At 51.4% G+C, this 20,650-nt stretch carries 17 protein-coding genes; 8 read left to right on the top strand and 9 right to left on the bottom strand.

The features are described 5' to 3' along the window. Window positions 1-98 precede the first annotated feature (98 nt). Window positions 99-347 carry an acyl carrier protein gene (locus HMPREF3027_RS08880; RefSeq protein ID WP_018027641.1) on the bottom strand — a complete coding sequence of 83 codons (249 nt, stop codon included), beginning with the start codon at window positions 345-347 and terminating at the stop codon, window positions 99-101. Between the two features lie 160 nt (window positions 348-507). On the opposite strand from HMPREF3027_RS08880, the gene purN reads away from it, so the two are divergent. After that, entirely contained in the window at window positions 508-1,086 is a 579-nt protein-coding gene (gene purN / locus HMPREF3027_RS08875) for a phosphoribosylglycinamide formyltransferase (RefSeq protein WP_070708250.1), read from the top strand. Here purN and HMPREF3027_RS08870 read toward each other — a convergent pair. The 6 genes from HMPREF3027_RS08870 to HMPREF3027_RS08845 all read right to left on the bottom strand — a co-directional run bounded on the left by HMPREF3027_RS08870 (window position 1,070) and on the right by HMPREF3027_RS08845 (window position 7,410). After that, window positions 1,070-2,188 carry a porin gene (locus tag HMPREF3027_RS08870; RefSeq protein ID WP_083317576.1) on the bottom strand — a complete coding sequence of 373 codons (1,119 nt, stop codon included), beginning with the start codon at window positions 2,186-2,188 and terminating at the stop codon, window positions 1,070-1,072. The two genes, purN and HMPREF3027_RS08870, sit on opposite strands and share 17 nt — an antisense overlap. 66 nt (window positions 2,189-2,254) lie before the next feature. Next, window positions 2,255-3,808, bottom strand: a complete 1,554-nt coding sequence (locus tag HMPREF3027_RS08865; protein WP_371440879.1) for a sialidase family protein — start codon at window positions 3,806-3,808, stop codon at window positions 2,255-2,257. Between the two features lie 4 nt (window positions 3,809-3,812). Next, window positions 3,813-4,610, bottom strand: coding sequence for a glucosamine-6-phosphate deaminase (gene nagB / locus HMPREF3027_RS08860; RefSeq protein ID WP_021902965.1), 798 nt, complete (start codon window positions 4,608-4,610; stop codon window positions 3,813-3,815). A 96-nt stretch (window positions 4,611-4,706) separates the two neighbouring features. Next, window positions 4,707-5,897 (bottom strand): FprA family A-type flavoprotein, encoded by a 1,191-nt coding sequence (locus HMPREF3027_RS08855; RefSeq protein WP_070708244.1) that lies wholly within the window; start codon window positions 5,895-5,897, stop codon window positions 4,707-4,709. 40 nt (window positions 5,898-5,937) lie between these two features. After that, the gene (gene lgt / locus HMPREF3027_RS08850) at window positions 5,938-6,798 is read right to left on the bottom strand and encodes a prolipoprotein diacylglyceryl transferase (RefSeq protein ID WP_070708241.1); all 861 of its coding nucleotides are present in this window, start codon (window positions 6,796-6,798) and stop codon (window positions 5,938-5,940) included. Window positions 6,799-6,804: 6 nt separating this feature from the next. Further along, entirely contained in the window at window positions 6,805-7,410 is a 606-nt protein-coding gene (locus HMPREF3027_RS08845; RefSeq protein ID WP_070708239.1) for an autotransporter outer membrane beta-barrel domain-containing protein, read from the bottom strand. 500 nt (window positions 7,411-7,910) lie between these two features. Here HMPREF3027_RS08845 and HMPREF3027_RS08840 point away from each other — a divergent pair, with 500 nt between their 5' ends. Then, entirely contained in the window at window positions 7,911-8,990 is a 1,080-nt protein-coding gene (locus HMPREF3027_RS08840) for a 6-phosphofructokinase (RefSeq protein WP_070708237.1), read from the top strand. A gap of 28 nt (window positions 8,991-9,018) precedes the next feature. Continuing rightward, the gene (locus tag HMPREF3027_RS08835; RefSeq protein WP_070708233.1) at window positions 9,019-11,379 is read left to right on the top strand and encodes a 4-alpha-glucanotransferase; all 2,361 of its coding nucleotides are present in this window, start codon (window positions 9,019-9,021) and stop codon (window positions 11,377-11,379) included. Here HMPREF3027_RS08835 and HMPREF3027_RS08830 read toward each other — a convergent pair. Next, window positions 11,376-13,574, bottom strand: a complete 2,199-nt coding sequence (locus HMPREF3027_RS08830) for a heavy metal translocating P-type ATPase (protein ID WP_070708231.1) — start codon at window positions 13,572-13,574, stop codon at window positions 11,376-11,378. The genes HMPREF3027_RS08835 and HMPREF3027_RS08830 overlap by 4 nt on opposite strands. Before the next feature lie 169 nt (window positions 13,575-13,743). Here HMPREF3027_RS08830 and HMPREF3027_RS08825 point away from each other — a divergent pair, with 169 nt between their 5' ends. The 5 genes from HMPREF3027_RS08825 to HMPREF3027_RS08805 all read left to right on the top strand — a co-directional run bounded on the left by HMPREF3027_RS08825 (window position 13,744) and on the right by HMPREF3027_RS08805 (window position 20,513). Next, a complete protein-coding gene (locus HMPREF3027_RS08825; protein ID WP_070708229.1) occupies window positions 13,744-16,125 on the top strand; it encodes a TonB-dependent receptor in 2,382 nt (793 codons plus the stop codon). 102 nt (window positions 16,126-16,227) lie between these two features. Beyond that, complete coding sequence (locus HMPREF3027_RS08820) at window positions 16,228-17,556, top strand: PSP1 domain-containing protein (RefSeq protein WP_070708227.1); 1,329 nt, start codon at window positions 16,228-16,230, stop codon at window positions 17,554-17,556. 28 nt (window positions 17,557-17,584) lie between these two features. Beyond that, window positions 17,585-18,073 carry a gliding motility lipoprotein GldH family protein gene (locus tag HMPREF3027_RS08815; RefSeq protein WP_070708225.1) on the top strand — a complete coding sequence of 163 codons (489 nt, stop codon included), beginning with the start codon at window positions 17,585-17,587 and terminating at the stop codon, window positions 18,071-18,073. Window positions 18,074-18,104: 31 nt separating this feature from the next. Then, window positions 18,105-19,613 (top strand): lipopolysaccharide biosynthesis protein, encoded by a 1,509-nt coding sequence (locus HMPREF3027_RS08810; protein ID WP_070708223.1) that lies wholly within the window; start codon window positions 18,105-18,107, stop codon window positions 19,611-19,613. A gap of 3 nt (window positions 19,614-19,616) precedes the next feature. Continuing rightward, window positions 19,617-20,513: an O-fucosyltransferase family protein gene (locus tag HMPREF3027_RS08805; RefSeq protein ID WP_021902953.1), complete on the top strand. Its 897-nt coding sequence runs from the start codon at window positions 19,617-19,619 to the stop codon at window positions 20,511-20,513. On the opposite strand, the gene HMPREF3027_RS09715 is transcribed toward HMPREF3027_RS08805, so the two are convergent. Next, a partial coding sequence (locus tag HMPREF3027_RS09715; protein ID WP_210400698.1) for a hypothetical protein occupies window positions 20,460-20,650 on the bottom strand: 191 nt, incomplete at its 5' end. The two genes, HMPREF3027_RS08805 and HMPREF3027_RS09715, sit on opposite strands and share 54 nt — an antisense overlap.

Here is a 20,650-nt window from a genome sequence, read left to right as displayed (position 1 = left end):
AAGGCGCTGAGGGTGAGGGCGAAGGGAGCGTACTAGCGTACTTGACCAAGCCCGAATTCCGAAAGCAACACCGCAGGTCGCCATTCTGCAACTTCCTATTACTTTTGTTCGATAGCAGCTTGTATGTGGCTAATAGCGTCGCCAACGGTCTGGATGTTTTGAGACACCTCATCCTCGATGTTGATGTCAAAAACCTTCTCAAACTCCATAATAAGCTCTACAGTATCGAGAGAGTCGGCACCAAGATCATTGGTGAAGCTAGCTGCCTCAGTTACCTCGCTCGCGTCTACGTTAAGCTTATCTACGATGATCTCTATTACCTTGTCTGCAATTTCTTGTCTTGTCATGGCAAATCTTTTGTAATTTAGTTGTTGTCAATATCTCTAGTTGTATATATTCTCCGCAAATGTAGTTATCTTTGACAATGATAACTCATCAATTACTCCGCAAATATACACATATTCTGCACAAGGGGTATATCAATGTGCATTTTTAACGTTATTTCATATGAAAACTATTGCAATATTTGCCTCAGGGAGTGGTAGCAACATGCAGAAAATAGCCGAATATTTCCAAGCTCACCCCGAGCTAGAGCTACAGATTGCCTGCGTGATCACCGACCAAAAAGAGGCGTATGTACAGGAGAGAGCCAAGACCTTTGGCATCCCCTCTCATTATCTGACCCGTGAGGAGCTGGGCTCTAGTAGCACCCTTTTGCCCTTGCTAGAGGGGTATCATGTGGATGCTATTGTGCTAGCTGGCTACTTGCGACTGATTCCGTCTTTTCTCCTCAGAGCCTACCCCGATAGGATCGTCAATATCCATCCCGCTCTACTTCCCAAGTATGGGGGCAAAGGGATGCATGGGATGAATGTACATAGGGCGGTAAAAGCAGCAGGCGAGACCACCTCGGGGATTACCATCCATGTGATCGATGAAGAGTACGACCGTGGCACTACCCTCTTCCAAGCCACAACAGAAATCTCCCCCGCCGATACGGCAGAGGAGATTCAGCAGAAGGTGCAGGTGCTGGAGCATCGTTACTTTGCCCCAACTATTGCGAAGTGGCTTACCACGCTTTGCTAAAGAGCGAAAGACGGGCCACTAGCCCCAGAGCACACCTGAATTGGTCGGGAGTACCTACGGTCAATGCCCCGCTGTGACCAAAGGTTTGGTAGGTACCACTTAGAAAGAAGTAGCAGTGCTGTCCCTCCATCGGATAGTACTGCAGTGCTGCTTGGTAGAGCTGTCTATTGAGCTGACTTCGCTCCGATTGGTCGTAGATCTTGGCGCGAGCCGTGTCGTAGATCCCTTTGAGTTGCAGCTGCCACTGAGGAGAGAAGCTGTAGCGAGCCTCTAGTACGGTGCTGAGGTTGTCGCACCGCTCTATCGCCTTGGCTGGAATGCCATGCCCTCTCAGCACGCCTAGGTAATCGAGGTCGGAGTGGTAGTAGAGGAGGTCGAGATAGATATTAAAGCGACCAAAGTCCAGTTTTTGTCCCGTCCCGATGGTAAACATCTTCTTTCCCTTTGCCAAGGGGGCAAAAGCGGCCGCATACCTTAGCTGAAGTTGGCGGTCGAAGTAGCTACTATTCCACGCCATAGCTCCCATAAGGGGAAAGCGTAGTGCCACAATATCATCGTGTCCAAAGGCCTCCCTCTGCTCCCGAGTGCGGCTATTGGTGATTTGCAGTGCCAGTTCCTGAGTTGGTGAGAGCTGAAAAGAGCTACTCACTCCCGTGAGGTAGCAGGTGATTTGATTGCCATACCAGCTAAAGTCGTAGACATCGATGGGGTACTCCTGAAACTCAAATCCCCCCACCAGCTTAGCATGCCGACCCACCGTCACCGCCACTCGGTCACTCGCCTGATACTTCAAGAAGGCGTAATCGATCGCATTGCTTAGGTTTTCGAGCCGATAGATCGTAGCATCTTTATTGAAACGCTGCACATACCGATAGGAGAGTTTCGGGGTGAACCGCCCTTCTACACCCACCATCAAGTGGTCAAAAGCGAAGCGACCGCCCGTCGTCTCCTTAAATGGCTCCACACCCTCTACTCGATACCCGCCTCGGGTGTGTACCTCCAGATTGAAGTGGCGCCCACTCTCCTGAGCATTTCCCTTCACAGTCAATGAAATTAGGCAGAGCCCAACTAACCAAGCTCTTCTAAAAACTCTTCCCAACATAAATCTTACATCATTCGTATTAAGAGACAAAGCACACAAGAAATACAAAGAAGCGAATTACCTCTTTCAGTGCTCTCTTTGCATCGCTTGGAGATCCTCAAGAGTAAAGGTGATGAAGACCATTGACATCTCGTCGTCTTCCTCTACAAAGTAGCCAATCAAGCCATCACCGAGGTCCACCATATCGCTATAGGCACTCATACCAGGATTGATCACCACTGCATCGCTCCACTGCTGGCGATAGGGGTCATAGCCGTAGAGGGCGCCGTTCCACCGCTTATTAGGTCCATACGGAAGCGAGTGGAGTAGCATCTTCAGTCCATTTTGCTCCATCAGAAGTGCGGCACCGTTACAGGCGGGGTCGTGCAGACCGGCATAGTCCTGAGTAGGTTGCCACGTCTTTCCCTCATCGTAACTGACCCTAAAGATACGGTCGCCCTTGTGGGGGTTACGGATGCTCATCAGCACCGCTCCATCGGGCATCACGATCACCTTTGATTCATCGCCACCAGCATAGGCTCTTTCCGAGACCTGCCACGTCTCCCCCTCATCGTCGGAGTAGACGAGGTAGTTATCCAACCGGTAATTGGCATCGGGGCGAATAGCCGTGACAAACATGATACGACCACTCTCCGTCACGGCCCCTTGACCCGAAGCACAGAAGGCACTCCAGAATTGGCTCCTCTGCGGGTCGGTACATTCCGAGCCGTAGATAAAGTGAGTGATGTCGCGTGCGGGGCTCCAGGTGGCACCATCGTCGTCACTGGTCATCATATAGGTAGGCATCGGGGTATCGGGACGACCGTGCCAAAGCCCTTGCCCACCAATAAAGAGCATCACCAGCTTACCACTCTTCGCCTGCACAACCGCCACATCGCCATACCCTTTGCCGTAGCCAGTGCCACGGATTAGGATCTCAGGCTCACTCCAAGTCTTACCATTATCAAAGCTGCGACGCTGAATAATGTCTATGTCCTCGGGGATATCGGTCTGATTGAACTTCCGTCGGTCGGCAAAAGCAAGGAGCACGCCACTCTGAGTCTTGTGAATCACAGGGATACGGTAGTTGCGACTTCCTCCATCACCAGGCACAAATAGTGGCTTGTACGATCTGAAGAAACGGCGGAACGTCTCATCGCCCACCTGCTTTGCCTCCACAGTCTGTCCATTGAGCGACAGCTCCTTCAGCCTACAGCGTAAGATGTGGTGAGGAGAATAGCTATCAGGAGTAGCGAGGTTGGCGGAGAGGTAGAGTACCTTGGCCCCTTCGTATGCCTTTCCTGTTAGCGTTGCTTCGCACCAACTATTGAGTGGGTGAGTGGCATACTTCACTCGTCCCTTGTAATCATCCAAGTCACGCACCGCAAGAGAATCGGAGCTCAGAACCTCCAGGCTCTCAATCAGTCGTTGGCTCTCAGTAGGAATGGCGAAACGGAGCTGTAGCTGATCGCTACGCTTCAGTGGCCGCTCTAGCTCAATGGCTAGGAGCGTCTTGTGCTGCGCTCCCGCCTCCACTCCGTGGCGAGAGGGATAGACCTTGATGCCCCCCTCTTGAGCAGAGAGTAGGCAGGTAGAAAGGAGTAGTAAGGTGGCGAATAGGAGTCCCTTTTTCGTCATCATATACTTATAGCGCTAGATTGTCCTTCTCAATATCCTTAAAGTAGCGGTAGGTAGCCACACGTAGTTCGCCACAAGCTGCTTCGTCGCAAACAATGATACCGTGAGGGTGTAGCTGTAGAGCCGAGATGGTCCACATCTGGCTGATGCCACCCTCAATCCCTTGCTTGAGTGCCGTTGCCTTCTTCTGTCCGTTGGCAAGGATCATCACCTCCTTGGCATCCATAATGGTGCCGACGCCCACGGTAAGAGCGGTCTTAGGCACTAGGTTGATATCATTATCGAAGAAACGAGAGTTGACCTCGATGGTATCCGAAGTGAGGGTCTTGATGCGGGTGCGTGACGAAAGTGAAGAGCCAGGCTCATTGAAAGCAATATGCCCATCCTCGCCGATGCCTCCGATAAAGAGGTCGATGCCACCGTAAGACTTGATCTTCTCCTCATACCGCTCGCACTCAGCCTGCAAATCAGAGGCATTGCCGTTGAGGATATTGGTGTTCTCCTTCTTGATATTGATATGGCTAAAGAAGTTGCTCCACATAAAGGTGTAGTAGCTCTGCTCGTGCTCCTTAGGAATACCGATATACTCATCCATATTGAAGGTCACCACATGCTCGAAGCTCACCTTGCCAGCCTTGTTCATCTCAATCAGCTCGTGATACATACCGAGTGGAGTAGAGCCGGTAGGGAGTCCTAGCACAAAGGGCTTATCGGCAGTAGGATGGGCATTATTGATACGCTCAGCCACGTGGCGTGCAGCCCACTTAGCCAGCAATTCTTTGTTCTCTTGGATAATTACTCTCATAACCTTTCTTTATTGTATAGTAAAAAATAGCGATGGAGTGCAGCGGCACCCCCTTCTAGGGCACGCTCCCTTCTCCATCGCTTCTGTATCAAAATATTATTTCAGTACTGCTTCGGCCATCACCCGACCTAGCTCCCATGCGGTTGCTTTATCCTCGGCTGAGGGAGCTTGGGAGAGCTTGATAGGGTCTGCCACCTTAGTCCACTTGCGAGCCTCAGCCCACTCCTCTAGTGGCTTGATGGTATTGGGGTTCCATGTACCCGAACCAAAGACTGAATAGAGGCGGTCGGGGATATTGCGCTCTGCCAATTGGTAAAGCACATCTTGCACATTGGGCCACACTCCATTATTATAGGTAGGTGAACCGATGATGACACCCTTGTAGCGGAATACATCGGAGATCACCTGCGATGCACTAGAGTAGCCCATGTGATGCAGCACCACACGATTCACCCCGTGTGCCCCTAGCGAACGACCGATCTCCTCAGCCAGCTCTTCCGTATTGCCATACATTGAGCCGTAGATCACCACTACCCCCGGCTCTGCCTCGTAAGTAGCCATCTGGCGGTAGAGCTCCAGGACCTCAGGGATATGCTTCCGCCATACTACCCCGTGGATAGGGGCAATCACCTCGATATCCAGCTTCAGTGCCTTATCCAGCGTCCGCTGCACAAAGCTACCGTACTTACCTACAATATTGGTATAGTATCTGTGTGCCTCGGGCATATAGGTAGCAAGGTCATGCTGCTCATCCCAAAAGCCTCCATCAATCGCCCCAAAAGCACCAAAGGCATCGGCCGAGAAGAGGGTCTTTTCCTTGGCATCGTAGGTAAACATTACCTCTGGCCAGTGCACCATAGGAGCGAAGACAAACTGTAGCTCACGGCTACCGATATTGAGCGGAGTCTTTTCATCCACCTCCATAAACTTATCGGTGCATACGCCATACCCCTCGAGCATGGTCTTGGTCTTCTTATTGCCCACTAGAGTCACCTCGGGGTGCCGACGAAGCAGAAGACCGATCGAACCAGAGTGGTCGGGCTCCATATGCTGTACAATCAGGTAATGCAGTGGCTCCCCATCCAAGGCACTATCTAGTTGCGAAAAGAAACGCTCCGAAAACTTTACATCTACGGTATCTAGCAGTACATTCTTCTCGTCTTTGATGAGATAGTTATTGTACGCCATACCGTGAGGAAGGGGGTAGAGATGCTCAAAGAGTGTCTGTGTTCTATCGTTTTGACCAAAGTAATAGGTCGAATCATTGATTTTGAGTTGATACTTCATATAGATAAAATAACTTTGCCTACACTAGGCAGGTAAATAACTACTTTTGGTATATGCTGTTGCCACCTCGGCGGTACTCCTTAATCGGCTGCTTGAGGCTATAGACAATCGAAGCTATCCCAATAATCACAAAGGGAATGCTGAGCCACTGGCCCATATTGAGGGTCATACTCTCCTCAAAGCCCACTTGATCGTTCTTCACAAACTCCACAAGGAAGCGCCCCACAAAGATCATCACCATCGCTACGCCAAAGATCAGCCCCTCCCGCTTCTGGGCATCACGCTTCCAGTAGAGCCACATGCAGACCGCAAAGACCAGTAGGTAGATCGCTGCTTCATAGAGCTGGGTAGGGTGCGAAGGGGCGGAGAAGATAGGCTCTGCTCCTGCTTGCCACTGATGGATATTCTCAATAAAGCGGAAACCCCATGGCAGGTCGGTAGCATGGCCATAGATCTCGTGATTCATCAGGTTGCCGAGGCGAATCATCGCCGCCACTAAGCCCACTGGCACGCAGAGGCGGTCAAAGGTCCAGAGCATACTCTGGTGGCTCACCTTCTTGGAGTAGATCCAGATGGCGATCATGATGCCAATCACACCGCCATGGCTCGCCAGTCCCCCCTCCCACGTCTTGAGGATCTCAACGGGATTGGCCAGATAGTAGCTAGGTTCGTAAAAGAGGCAATGCCCTAGCCTCGCCCCAACAATGGTCGCAATCAGCACATAAAAGACCAACTGATTGAAAGACTTCTCGGTGAGGTTTTCGTGCTTCCACATCTTGGAGAGAATGGTCCCACCAAAGACGATCAGTCCTACAGCAAAGAGCACGCCATACCAGCCAAGTCGCAAGCCCCCCGATTGGAAGATGATCGGATCAACCGTCCAAGTAACTACGCCAAGCATCGCTCGTTAGAATCGCTTACCGATGGAGAAAATCGTATTCCAATAGACATTTGGGGCGTCATTATTGAGAAGGTTTCTGCCAACAACAGAACCCAACTCAAAGCTCCACGCACCCTTGGTGATCCAGCGGTAACCAGCACCCACACCGAGACCAAACTGATTGGCTTTCGACTTCTCAGTGGTCATTATATGCTCAGGATCATTCACATTAAGGGTACGATTAGAGACGTAGGTGTAATTGGTGTATGCCATATTACCCTCTACATAAAAGCCTCTGAGGGCATTACCACTGGTATTCTTATAGAAATGCCAACGCACGTAAGGAGAGATCTGGAAGTTGCCCAAGGTTTCATCTGCCTGATCGTTGTCGTTTTTAATATTGAAAGAGACCCTACCGCCCACCGATAAGTCGGTATTGATAGTGTAGTCGTAAGCCACCTCTGGGTGAAGCATCACAGTAGAGGTGATAAGATTGAGCTTCACCTCGTGAGGCTTCTCGGTAAGTAACCTAAAGCCATTGTTGCCGTCATCGTAGCTAAGGCTAACGGTCTGTGCAGAAGCACCAAATGAGGCAAGCGCCACAACGGCAAGGGCAAGTATCCACTTTTTCATAACTTATGAATGTGATTGATATTAAACATCTAAACATTTACACCACAAATCTACTAAATTCCTACCACATTCCACTTCAATAGAATCGTTTTTCATAACGCTGACGCATCCACCCTCCATACTAGGTGTCTTTTATAGGGTTTACGTATCATTCAACGCGGGTAAATTCAAGGCAATTTTAGGCGCCTTGTAACCCACTGATAAACAACACTATATAAAAGCAAAAAACTGAGATGCAACTAAGCATTTGCTTTGTTGCATCTCGCCAATCGCTTAGTTGCAACTCACCGATTGCTTAGTTGCATCTCAGTTTTTGCCCTCCTACACCACCCCCAACCTTCCCCTCACTGGTAACCAGCGAGGGGGTGCTCTGAGTAGAAGTAGGGTTGGACTATCGTTGGTAATCCCAGATTTGGGTATTCGCCTAGTGCGACATAGGTATATTTTATCTATCTTTGTAAGGAGAAGGAAGTGAAATAACTATAGATATAACAACTACCATGAAACCAAAGAGAATCGGGATCCTCTCCTCGGGTGGCGACGCCCCTGGAATCAATGCCACCATACGTGCGGTGGCGAAAACAGCCATTCATGCACACGGCATGGAGGTACTGGGATTTATGGGCGGGTTTACCGGCATCACCACGAAGAATTATATTGAGCTGAACATGATGAACCTCTCTAGTCTGCTCAGTATGGGAGGGACGATTCTGGGCTCCAGTAGAGACAAGGCTTTTCGTAAGGCGCTGCTAAAGCAAGATGAAGCGGTAGAGGAGCTAAAGAAGGCATGGAAGGAGCTGGGGCTCGATGCTATTGTCTGCATCGGTGGCAATGGCACACAAAAGACAGCTGCCGTGGTCTCGGAACTCGGTTTTAATGTGATTGGAGTGCCCAAGACGATTGATAACGATATCTATGGCACCGATATCACCTTTGGCTTTGACACAGCAGTGAGTATCGCTACGGAGCTAATTGATCGCATTCATAGCACCGCACAGAGCCACAATCGGGTGATTGTGGTGGAGGTGATGGGGCACGAGGCAGGTTGGATCGCTCTCCACTCGGGGATGGCGAGTGGGGCGGATGTGATCTTGCTCCCTGAGCTAGGGTGCGACCTAGAGTTGGTGAAGGCGGCCATCCGCAAGCGCTATGAGGAGGGAAAGAACTATGCCATCATTGTGGTGGCAGAGGGGGTTGTCTTTGATGAGCAAAAGGAGCAGCCTGAGGCGGAGCGTGAGTCGGCTGGCCATTACCTATCTCGTAAGCTACGCGAGGAGGCTGATATTGATAGCCGTGAGACGGTTCTGGGATATGTGCAGAGAGGCGGAGCCCCCTCTTCGTTTGACCGCAACCTTTGTACCAAGTTGGGCGGACACGCTTCGCAATTGATTGCCGATGGCGTCTTTGGTGTGATGGTGAGCATGCGGGCAGGGAAGGTGACGCATGTACCTCTTTCTATGGTTAGGGATAGGCTGAAGTTGGTTCAGGCCAATGACCCTCTAGTGGTGGAGGGGCGTCGGATGGACATCTCCTTTGGCGTCGACTTCTCTAAACTACGATTGACCACAGAGGAGAAGTAAGTTCTCTTTTTTACATACCATATTATATATGCCACAGATCAGCTTTGTGCTGCCTTACTATGCGGCTGACCCGATGGTGCAGATTTACTGGGTGGGGACGATCAATGGGGTGCCCACCGAGAAGCCTCTCACGCCCGACAATGGTCGTGCTACGTGGCGACTACTGCTGGACCTTGATGAGACGACGTCAGTAGAATTGATTTACCACTACCGAATTGAGCGGGAGGGACTTTTGCAGAGAGTAGAACCTCCAAGTTCGCCCCATACTCTTCGCCTTTCTATCAATGGCGAGGGCAAGGCGACGGTGCACGATTATTGGATGGAGGCGACTCCATGGCATCGCTATACAGAAGCTCCTTTGGCACATCTCTTAAGGGAGTGCAATCTGAGGAAGTATCGGATGCCTTCGTTCTCCACTACGTCGCGAGAAGCCTATTTGGTTCCCACCCATCGAGCTTATGATGGCGACCTCCTTTTGGTGGGTGCCGACCCTTCTATCGGGGGGTGGAATGTGGAGGGAGGGATGCCTCTTACCCTTTGTCGGCACGGCTATCTACTCCAGTTCCCTAAGGCTATTGAGACGGAGTACAAGTTGGTCTGGAGGCGACCCGATGGGGAAGTTCTTTGGGAGAAAGGGGATAATCGATATTACCGTCCTTCGAAGGCGGACCATTTTATGCTTAGCACGCTTCCAGAGCCTATTTTTGAAGGGATCTCAACGGAGGAGCCATTGCCCCGCACCTTGACTGGTACAGCGGTGCCCCTCTTTTCACTACGAGGAAAGGCAACGCAAGGGATTGGTGACTTTTCGGCAGCGATTGAGTTGCTGGATTGGATGCAGAAGAGAGGGCAATCTGTGCTGCAGCTTCTACCGATCTACGATACCACTTTTAGCCATACAGATCGGGACTCATATCCCTATAGTGCGATAACTACGTATGGATTGCACCCGATCTATATAGACTTGCAGGAGCTACCGGGTTATTTAACCGCACCTGAGCGCCCTCTATGGGAGCATAGGGCAAGGCTTTTGGATGCTCGTGATGCAGTGGACTATGTAGCGGTGTCACGATTTAAGGAGGAGGTAATCGAGCTACTCTTTGACCGATGGGCTCTGCAGAAGCGAAGTCGGGAGTACCTGAAGTTTATTGAGGAGGAGCAGTCGCAACTCCTACCCTACGCACTCTTTTGTGCGATACGCGACCTTTATCCGGAGCGAGGTCTATCGCAGTATCCGCCCTATGGCGAGGTGTTGGCGGCGTGGCAGAAGGGCAAAAGCTTTCGTGGGCATCAGCTGGAGCGGTCGGTGGAGAAGTATCAATTTATCCAATACCATCTTTACCGACAATTGAGCGCTCTACGAGATGAAGCACATAAGCGAGGGATTATCATCAAGGGGGATCTTCCGATTGGGGTGTCGCGCGATAGTGTGGACGTTTGGGTGGCACCGCAACTCTTTTGCCTCGATAAAGAGGCGGGCTCACCGCCAGATGCCTTTTCGGCTACAGGGCAGGATTGGGGCTTTCCGACCTATCATTGGGAGGCGATGGCACGTGATGGCTATCAATGGTGGCGACAAAGGTTACAGACCATGTCACGGCACTTTGATGCCCTTCGTATTGATCATATCCTCGGCTTCTTCCGCATTTGGAGCATCCCAGTAGGGAGTGGCGATGCCGCTACTGGCTGGTATGTGCCGGCGAAGGGGTATGCCGAGGAGCAGGTGCGTGGCTTGGAGTCCTTCTTCAATAAGGATGAAAGAGGGCAGTATCATCCGCCACTAGAGCCGGCAAGTTGCCAGGGCTTTGACGCCCTTTCGGAGGAGGAGCAGCAACGGCTACTCGGGCTCTCTTACAGCTATTATTATAAGGAGAATGACGCCCTGTGGACCGCTACCGCCTTGGAGCGGCTCACGAGCATTCTTTCGGCGAGCGACCTATTGCTTTGTGCCGAGGACCTTGGGGTGTTGCCCCAATGTATCCATGAGGTGCTGAGAGGGCTTGAAATCATTTCGTTAGAGGTACTACGGATGCCGAAGCTACTCGGTCGCACGTTTGTGGAGCCTGAGGATATCCCACAGCTTTCACTGGTCACCACCTCAACGCACGATATGCCTTCGCTACGAGGTTGGTGGCAGACGCTCTCCAAGAAGGAGCGGAAGGCGTTGGCGGAGAGCTACCACTTTGAGGAGGATATCTCGCCTCGTGGCTTAGTGAATGCATTACTTCAGTCGCCCCGCTCTATCCTACTTGTGCTCCCGCCACAGGATTGGTTTGTCCTCACGGGGTTTGGGTCGGAAGTACCACCCGAGGCGGAGCAGATCAATATTCCACAAGACCCACACCACATCTGGAACTACCGCCTCCCTAAAGGCTACCTCGCCGATTAACGCCTGAGGCGGAGGCTATTGAGCACCACGGTGACGGAACTGAACGCCATCGCGGCAGCGGCAATCATCGGGCTAACAAAGAGGGCGGGGTAAAACAAGCCGGCAGCTATTGGCACCGCCAGCATGTTGTAGAAGAAGGCCCAGAAGAAGTTTTGGTGGATGATCCGACTGCTCCGTTTGGAGAGAGCGATCGCCTGCTCAAGGGCAAAGGGCGAACCCGAGACAACGGTGAGCTGTGCCACCTCAGTAGCGATGTCGCTACCACTGGCAATGGCGATGCTGAGGTCGGCGGCTGCCAAAGCGGGGGAGTCGTTGATGCCATCTCCCACCATCGCCACCACCTTTCCTTCCGATTGCAATTGCTCAATATAGCTCTTCTTATCGAGTGGCGAAAGCTCCCCTTTGGCCTTTTCAATACCTGCTATCTTGGCAAAAGCCTCCACCCTACCCGTTTGGTCGCCCGAGAGCAGATGCACCGTCACCCCATGGCGGGTGGCAAGCTGAGCCATCGCTTCAGGCACCTCCTCCCGTATCTCATCCTCAATCACCAGCACCGCCAGTAGCTGATCATCGGTGGCATAATAAACCATCGTGGCGAAAGGGTAGTCTCGCTCCAATGCCTCAATATCGACCGAATCCATCGGGCTATCGGACCAGACAAAGGCACGACTTCCGATGCGGTAATTCTCTCCATTATGGCAAAAGAAGAGCCCATTGCCAGGCACCTCAGTGAGTGATTCGGGGGTGGCATCGCTGCCCATTGCACTGTAGGCGGCAATGATGGCGGCGCCTAGGGGGTGGCTACTCATCTGCTCGGCACGCACAAGGAGCGCTTCATTCTCGGGCGTTCTTGCTAGCCACTGAGCTGCCACAATGGTGGGGGTTCCTTTGGTGAGCGTCCCTGTTTTATCGTAAACTACGTCGGTTACCTTGCCCAATTGCTCCAGGGCGGTAGCATCCTTCACTAGCAAACCGAGGGAAGAGGCTTTGCCCATCGCTACGGTAATGGCTGTGGGGGTGGCCAATCCCAAGGCACAAGGGCAGGCGATCACCAACACACTGATGGCGAAGTAGATGCCGTGTAACCACGGGGTTTCACCTCCACCCAATCCCCACGCCAGTAGCGTTACCAAGGCAAGGAAAAGGATGGTAGGGACAAAGTAGCCCGCCACCTTATCGGCAATCCTTTGGATAGGAGCTTTGGTCGCTTGGGCATGGCGAACCGCTTCTACCACACGGCTCAGTAGCGTCTCTTCGCCTACCTTTGTGGCGATAAAGGTGGTTGCTTTACCCACGGAGATACTCCCAGAATAGACCTCTTCGCCCGCCACTTTGGTACGAGGCAAGGGTTCGCCAGTGATGCTACTTTCATCAAAGGAGCCCTCCGCCTCTAGCTTGCCATCCACTGGCACACTATCTCCGTGACGCAAGCGGATCCTATCCCCCACCACCAGTTCGTTTAAGGGAAGTTCCAACCAAACCCCTTCTCGCTCCACCATCGCCGAGTCGGGAGCCAGTGCCATCAACTGCCGGAGGGCGGTATTAGTGCGTTGCTTCGCCCGCTCCTCTATATAGCGACCAAGCAACACAAAGGAGACGATCATCCCCACCACGTCGAAGTAACTATTGCCAAAGAGGTCGCCACTCTCCACCTCACCAAGTGCCAAGTAGCGTACTAGGCTAAATAGATAGGCGGTGAGCGTACTCATACTGATCAGCGTATCCATCGTGAAGGAGGCGTGCCGTAGTTGCTTCCATGCCCGCAGATGGTAGTCGCCTGCCGACCAGAGGAGTATTACCGTAGCAATCACCGCATTGATCCTCAGCACCCACACCGAGGAAATACCCCAATGCGCCCCATACATATCCACCACCATGGCGATGATAGCAAGCAGCACCGTAACGATCAACCGCCGTCTCAAAGCCTTCAACGCACGGCTCTCTCCCTCCTCACGGATCGCTTCCCGCTCGCTCGCCTCAGCCTCTATCAGCATATCATACCCGATGCTTCGGACAATCCGTTGTAGCTCCTCGGGCGAAGTCACTTGGTCGTCATAGGTAACGAGAGTCCGCCCCTCCATCAGATTGACCGATACCTCCTGCACCCCACTTGCCTTGCGGAGTGCTTCCTCCACCGTAGCCACGCACCCAGCACACATCATGCCAGTGACCGTAAACTGTCTCTCTATATTCATCTCTCCTTAATTTTTGATTGTGCTTGCAAGTTACTGATAATTCCCCGCAATCCATTTGCATTCTCATACTTCATAATATTAACAGAATTGTATCGTCAATATTAACTGTATTGAAATACTAGTACAGTACATTTGCAAGAAGTTAATAGCGAATAATAATAATAGGCGTATGTTTAGAAGAATTGCTCTACTTGGTCTGCTACTTATAGCACTATTCACCTCTGCATCTGCACAAATGGTACCCTTAACTGGGAGGATTATCAGCACTACAAATAAAGAGGCCATTCCAGATGCCACTCTATTCGTGGTGGGGACGAACCCTCCTATCGGTATAACAACAGATGCCCATGGAAGGTTTTCAATCAATGCCCCTGTAGGGCGACACAATCTCCGAGTCAGTTGTATTGGCTATGAAACAAAAGAGATAGAGATCGTCCTCACCGTAGGACGATCGGAGTACCTAGAGCTCTCTCTAGAGCCTGCTTCCTACACACTAGACGGAGTAGAGATCGTTCGGATTCACGATAAGAGCCGACCCATTCAGCCGCTTCTCTATGCTGGCGCTCGTAGCTTTAGCGTAGAGGAGGCTGACCGCTATGCGGGGACCTTGGGAGATCCAGCACGTATGGTACGAAGCTTTGCTGGTGTGATGCCTATCAATGACTCTCGAAATGAAATAGTGGTCCGAGGGAATTCGCCTCTTGGCGTACAATACCGTATGGATGGTATTGAAATTCCTAATCCCAACCACTTCAATGCAGGTATTGGCATGACGGCAGGGCAGGTAACAGCACTCAATATGAACTTAGTGACCAACTCAGATTTTATGATGGGTGGTTGGCAAGCATTGCAGGGGAACGCCCTAGCAGCCATCTTTGATCTCAATCTTCGAAAAGGAAACCCACACCAGCATCAGATGCGCTTTCAAATGGGATACAATGGTCTAGAAATTATGAGCGAAGGCCCTATTGATAAGAAGAAGCAGCTCACTTACATTGCCTCCTATAGGTATTCCATACCCGAACTCATGAGCTACGCTATGAAGCTATTTAGCAAAGAGATGGCCACCGTACCCAAGTATCAAGACCTCACCACCAAACTCCATTGGCAACTAAATGACGAGCATCAATTATCGCTCATCGCGTTGATGGGGACCAGCGGGATAGATATTCAATTGAGTAATCTTAACTCTGGGTCGACGGTAGAGGTGGAGGAGACTAGCTTTGACCAATTAATAAAGCTAAGAAGCCAACTGGCAATGGTTGGGCTAACCTACCAAGGGCAGCTCAGCCCTCAGACCGACCTCAAGGCGACACTCTCATGGAACTACAATAAGGTTGATATGAAGGTAGATACGGTAATGCTCCCCAAAACGAGTGATTGGAAAATGATCTACCTAGATAGAAGCCGAGAGCATAAGCTTTCATTGACAGCCGATGTACACCACCGTTTCAGTTCACAGCGTGACCAAGTCTACGCCGGGCTAGTACTCGACCATTATCTCCTCAATGCTTACAACCTCTCCTCCGAGTATCCCTTTCCACTCAATGATTTACGAAAAGGCTTTGGTCTTCTAAGAGCATATGCACAGTATCAGCACCTCTTTTCAGAGAGAATATCAAGTACCATAGGGTTACATAATATGTACCTACCCCTCAATGGCAGCTACTCAATAGAGCCACGTGCAGCGCTTGAATACCGGATAGGCTCACAGCACACACTCGGTCTATCAGGAGGACTGTACGCTCAGCTACCACCCCATACATTCTTTTTCGTGAAAGATAGCACGGGAGAGCTTGACCCCCTCAGCCACAGCCTAGGCTTCTCTAAAAGCTGGCACATCAACCTATCCTATAACTATCAATGGAATAAAGATTGGCGATTGAAGTCTGAGCTCTACTATCAAAGCCACTTTGAGATACCTACGGAGGACCGTGCCTATGGCACCTCCTTGCTTAATTATGGAGCCGGGGAAAACAATATGGAGCGGATCCCTGGGCTTAAGAATATTGGCAAAGGAAGAAACTATGGTGTGGAGCTGACTCTTGAGAAGTATTTTAGCCACAATTACTTCTTACTCATCTCTGGAACACTATACCGTTCGCTCTACACCGACCCCATACTTCAGCAGGAGTTCAGCACGGCATTTGATGGGAAGTACATCCTTAATATCACTGGTGGCATTGAACATCCCTTCAATAAGAAATGGACGCTATTCGCTGCTCCACAGGTGGCTCTGGCAGGCGGACTTCGGTACACACCAGTGGACGAAGCCAAGTCTATTGCACAGCATAAAATTATCTACCAAAGAGACCAGTGGATGGCACACCAGCTCCCCGCATATCTACGCATAGATACTCGATTTGGGGTTCGTCTCTACGGACCAAAGGCTACGCAAGAGTGGGGAATCGATCTTGTCAATATCACCAATCGCAAAAACGTTGCTGCCAAGATGTATGATGTCGATAGGCAGAGGTACGTTACACAATACCATTTCACCTTCTTCCCAATGATCACTTATCGAGTCAACTTCGGAGTACCATCAAAATAGACTTCTAGAAAGGTCTAAGTGATGATTGCCTTTTTCTCCAACTTGTAGGTATCTCTGGAAAAAGGTAACTTTGTAGATATTGTACGTAATATCGAATAAGTAATGATCCAAGAAGATATCAATAATATTGGCACACACTACTCCTCGGCTAGAGCCGAAGGGTTTGCTACCAACCGCAAAAAGAAACTCAGCGTCTCCGACTACCTCCGCGATCTCCCAGAGGGGTGCAATAGCGAGGAGTTTGTAGAGGTACAATTCAAGAATACACGCAAGGGATACTTCCTCAATAGTCTGGCACTAGACCTCCACAAGGGGGATATGGTTGCGGTAGAGGCGTTTCCCGGCCACGACATTGGAGAGGTAACGCTGACCGGAAAGTTGGTACAAAAGCAGATGGCGAAGGTCAACTACCGCCACCCCAATGGCGAGCCACGCCGCATCTATCGTATTGCCAAGCCCTCCGATATGGAGCGGTATTACGAGGTCAAAGCCCTAGAACAAGAGACAATGATCCGCAGTCGCCAGATCGCCGACGCCCTTGGTCTAGAGATGAAGATAGGCGATGTAGAGTATCAGGGAGATGGGCAAAAGGCCATCTTCTACTACATCGCCGAGGGGCGAGTAGACTTCCGTCAATTGATCCGAAAGCTGGCAGAGGTCTTTCATATCCGTGTGGAGATGAAGCAGATCGGAGCTCGCCAAGAGGCGGGAAGGATCGGAGGGTTGGGTCCTTGTGGCCGACAGCTCTGCTGCTCAGGCTGGATGACTAGCTTTGTATCGGTAGGCACCAATGCCGCTCGTCTGCAAGATCTATCCCTCAATCCCCAAAAGCTAGCAGGCCAGTGCGCCAAGCTCAAGTGTTGCCTCAATTTCGAAGCAGATACCTACCTCGAGGCACAGCAGCAGCTCCCCCACCGTTCCATAGAGCTACGCACCTCCGTCGGCGACTATCGATTTATGAAAGCCGACATCCTAGCAGGTCAGCTCACCTACGTACCAAAGGCACGTGACCGCCGGGAGGTTTCTGAGCCCATCACCATCTCCAAGGAGCGAGCTCATGAGATCATCGCACAAAACAAAGCAGGCAAGCTACCCTACAACCTCCATGGCGATGAGGAGCTAGCACCTAAGGCGACCGGAGAGGAGACACAAAACGACCTCCTACTGCAGAGTAGCATGAACCGCTTTGACGACGAGCGGAAAGAGCGCAGACAGAGGCGGAGCAAGGGCAATAACCGAAGGCAGAAAAATAGAGAGAAGCAGGCAGCCCCCAACGCACAGAGCGCTAGCCCCGCTAAGGAGGGTGGCAACAGACGTCGCCGTAGGCGGAATAACAACCGCCCCTCTCAAGCTCAAGCCTCTGAGGGCACCGCACGAAATAGGCGGGACCGAAGAGGTCGCAACAATCGTGACGGGAATCCATCGGACTAAGTAGGTACGCAGAGCTGCCAAAGGGGATATGAAAGGTGGTGGTATGGCGAGTGCCAAACTTATAGCCCAAGTGGCATGGATGGTGCTTTGGATAGTGGTCAGCGTTGGCTGTAAGCCCAACGAACCTCGGTACCACTATTTCGAGCAGCTTCCCGATGAGGCATGGTCACAAGATCGGGAAATATTCTTCAGCACAAGCGACCTCGATAGTACACAATTGTATGATGTAGACCTCGTCCTACGCCTGAAGCGCGACATCCGATACCAGCAGCTACCGATAGGGATCGCCTTCGAGACCCCCTCTCGGCACTTCACCACACGAGTGGTCAATGTGCCCCTATCTCACCTCCGGCTAAGGAGCGGAGGGTTTGCGATCTACGAACAGAGCCTTCGGATAGAGGAAGGCATGCGGTACCCCGAACAAGGGGTTTACACCTACAGCGTCCGGCAACTCTCCACCGACTCCATCGTCAAAGGAGTGGTAGAGGTAGGGCTCACAATGACCCCTCGAGAGTAATTCACGAGCGACTTAAGCATAGGCAAGCGGTATGAACGTGGTATTTAGGCAGAGCTTCAAAGGTACCCTCACCAATTTAATCGGTGCGGGGATCGGCTTCCTAAGCACCTTCTTTGTCATCACCCGCTTACTAACCCCCGAGGAGATTGGCCTCACAAGGGTGTTGGTCGAAGCTGCCACTTTAGTATCGGGCTATGCCCTTTTGGCAACCAATAGCTCCAGCATTCGCTATTACCCCTATTTTCGTACAGATGATGGACGAGATAGGGGTTTCTTTCGTCTGCTACTCACCATTCCACTCCTAGGATTATTGATATTTGGCGGTGCCTACCTCCTATTCAAAGAGCCCCTGGTCGCCTACTTCTCCCCTAAAGGAGGGGAAGAAGACCTCTTCCGGCGGTACTATTATATGGTCCTGCCACTGGTGCTCTTCATCCTTTACCAAACCCTACTCGAGGTTTACTGTAGCCTAAGGCAGCGTATAGTATTGCCCAAAGTGAGCCGCGAAGTACTGCTCCGGCTCCTCCTACTCGTGGCATACATCGCTTATGGAATCGGCTGGATCGACTTCGACCTCTTTGTGATCGCCTTTGTGCTCTCCTATGGAGTAATGATGTGTGTCACCCTCTTCTACAGCCTACGGATATCGCCTCAGGCACTCAGCGCACCTATCGAACCCATCGCTCCCGACGTGCGGAGAGACTTCCGACGCTACACCCTCTTCACCCTCCTGAGTGCTATGGGCAGCAGCATCGTGCAGCGCCTCGACCTCTTTATGGTCTCTGCCGAACTCGGGATGGCATCAGCTGGTATCTACACCATCGCCTTTTATGTGGTGGCGGTAATTGAGATGCCCTCACGCTCGCTCAGTGCCATGTCGTCGCCCTTTGCCTCAGAGGCGATCCACAGTGGCGATACCGCTCGGCTCAATCAGCTCTATCGCCGAGTATCGTGCTATCAGCTATTGGTAGGGGCATTGCTACTACTGGCGATTTGGGTCAATATCGACCTGCTCTTTTGGCTCATTCCCAATGGCGAAACCTATGCACTCGGCAAAGGAGTGGTGCTATTTTTGGGGTTGGGGAAATTAATCGACCTCGCCTTTAGCTTCGGCAATGGCATACTGAGGTACTCCAAGTACTACTTCTGGACCCTCGCTTACACCATAATAGTGGTAGTAGTCACCATCCTGCTCAATCTCTACCTGATCGAGCTCTGGGGAATGGTCGGAGCCGCCGTGGCCACAATGATTACCTTTGGGGCGAGCTACACCTTTCAGCAATTGGTGCTTTGGCGAAAGCTACAAATCACCCCGCTTAGTAGAGAGCTGGTGCGGATTGTAGCCCTCTTTGGGCTATTGATGTGGGTCAATTATCTACTCCCCCACGCAGGGCATCCGTTGCTAGATAGTGTGTGGAGGTCGTTGGTAATTGGTATATTTGGCTGGTGGCTCATGCGTAGGCTAGAGACGTTTAGAGGTCTCGAGGCACAGGTAAAGGAGCTAATCATGGAATTTTGGACTAAGAAAAAAGGAGAGTAAGCGATGAGTGAGGTAGTAGAGAAGCAAGAGGAGAGCAAGCTACAGGCAAAGGGCATCACACTAGTGCCCATGGGAGGAGTAGCAAGTAGAGTACGGACGGTGGCTTCGATGATTTACTTGGCAGAGAAGTATCACCGCCCTCTCGAGATCATTTGGCATACCGACGAAGAGATGCCGGTATCCACAGACCGACTTTTCACCCTTGTCCCCAGACTAGCCACGAAGGAGATCACTTTGAGAGCCTCTGAAACATGGGATACGCTACTAAATATGCCACCCATGATCAATAACCTATACCTCTCCTACCCCATCGTATCACTGAGGTACGATAGAGTACTCTTTGGCAGTCATCTCGCACGGATGATCTCACGCGACCGAGACGAGCTAGAGGCTCTTCTCAAAGATGGAGAGAAGTCCCTGCTGATTGCCACAGACCAGAGCTTCGGCAATTATTACGGAATGTACGATGTGCTAGAATCGACCGTGGAGGTCAATAACGTGGTACTCTCCATTATGGCAAGCTGGAAAAATAGCGTGGTAGGAGTGCATATCAATCGAAGAGCCAACTCCCGCTCCACGTTCAACGAATGCCCCATCGAACTATTCATCAAGCGGATGCAAGAGATGATAGAGGCCGATAGAGAGACCAACTTCTACATCGCCACCACCTCCAAAGATGAGCGTGAGCGGCTCGCCACCATCTTTAGAGAGCGCGTCTATGTACCCCACAGCGTTGCCGACCCCGACACACTGAAAGGAGTAATACAATCCCTCGGCGAGCTACTCGCCCTTTCGCACTGCGACCGTATCCTCACCACCCCAGAGAGCAACTACTCCCAAGTCGCTTCAGAGCTCGGCAACGTCCCACTCGAGACCCTCAGCATCTACGCCAACATCTAACCACCCCCCACCCCTCCCAATTAAAAAGATCGGTAACCAGCCACAGTCACCACCCATCCATCTATCACAGCGTCCGACCTGTCCGATAAAGATACCCTCCCGCAGAGCACCCGACAGGGTGCCATTCAGATAGCCCC

Source organism: Porphyromonas sp. HMSC077F02, from assembly GCF_001815465.1.
Taxonomy (GTDB): domain Bacteria; phylum Bacteroidota; class Bacteroidia; order Bacteroidales; family Porphyromonadaceae; genus Porphyromonas_A; species Porphyromonas_A somerae.
The sequence above is the reverse complement of the archived record's forward strand: the minus strand, read 5'-3'. Positions and strand labels throughout refer to the sequence as shown.

Excerpts from the sequence above, each read along its gene's own strand:
- HMPREF3027_RS08880 (WP_018027641.1), bottom strand. The coding sequence starts at position 347 with ATGACAAGACAAGAAATTGCAGACAAGGTAATAGAGATCATCGTAGAT.
- purN (WP_070708250.1), top strand. The coding sequence starts at position 508 with ATGAAAACTATTGCAATATTTGCCTCAGGGAGTGGTAGCAACATGCAG.
- HMPREF3027_RS08870 (WP_083317576.1), bottom strand. The coding sequence starts at position 2,188 with ATGTTGGGAAGAGTTTTTAGAAGAGCTTGGTTAGTTGGGCTCTGCCTA.
- HMPREF3027_RS08865 (WP_371440879.1), bottom strand. The coding sequence starts at position 3,808 with ATGATGACGAAAAAGGGACTCCTATTCGCCACCTTACTACTCCTTTCT.
- nagB (WP_021902965.1), bottom strand. The coding sequence starts at position 4,610 with ATGAGAGTAATTATCCAAGAGAACAAAGAATTGCTGGCTAAGTGGGCT.
- HMPREF3027_RS08855 (WP_070708244.1), bottom strand. The coding sequence starts at position 5,897 with ATGAAGTATCAACTCAAAATCAATGATTCGACCTATTACTTTGGTCAA.
- lgt (WP_070708241.1), bottom strand. The coding sequence starts at position 6,798 with ATGCTTGGCGTAGTTACTTGGACGGTTGATCCGATCATCTTCCAATCG.
- HMPREF3027_RS08845 (WP_070708239.1), bottom strand. The coding sequence starts at position 7,410 with ATGAAAAAGTGGATACTTGCCCTTGCCGTTGTGGCGCTTGCCTCATTT.
- HMPREF3027_RS08840 (WP_070708237.1), top strand. The coding sequence starts at position 7,911 with ATGAAACCAAAGAGAATCGGGATCCTCTCCTCGGGTGGCGACGCCCCT.
- HMPREF3027_RS08835 (WP_070708233.1), top strand. The coding sequence starts at position 9,019 with ATGCCACAGATCAGCTTTGTGCTGCCTTACTATGCGGCTGACCCGATG.
- HMPREF3027_RS08830 (WP_070708231.1), bottom strand. The coding sequence starts at position 13,574 with ATGAATATAGAGAGACAGTTTACGGTCACTGGCATGATGTGTGCTGGG.
- HMPREF3027_RS08825 (WP_070708229.1), top strand. The coding sequence starts at position 13,744 with ATGTTTAGAAGAATTGCTCTACTTGGTCTGCTACTTATAGCACTATTC.
- HMPREF3027_RS08820 (WP_070708227.1), top strand. The coding sequence starts at position 16,228 with ATGATCCAAGAAGATATCAATAATATTGGCACACACTACTCCTCGGCT.
- HMPREF3027_RS08815 (WP_070708225.1), top strand. The coding sequence starts at position 17,585 with ATGAAAGGTGGTGGTATGGCGAGTGCCAAACTTATAGCCCAAGTGGCA.
- HMPREF3027_RS08810 (WP_070708223.1), top strand. The coding sequence starts at position 18,105 with ATGAACGTGGTATTTAGGCAGAGCTTCAAAGGTACCCTCACCAATTTA.
- HMPREF3027_RS08805 (WP_021902953.1), top strand. The coding sequence starts at position 19,617 with ATGAGTGAGGTAGTAGAGAAGCAAGAGGAGAGCAAGCTACAGGCAAAG.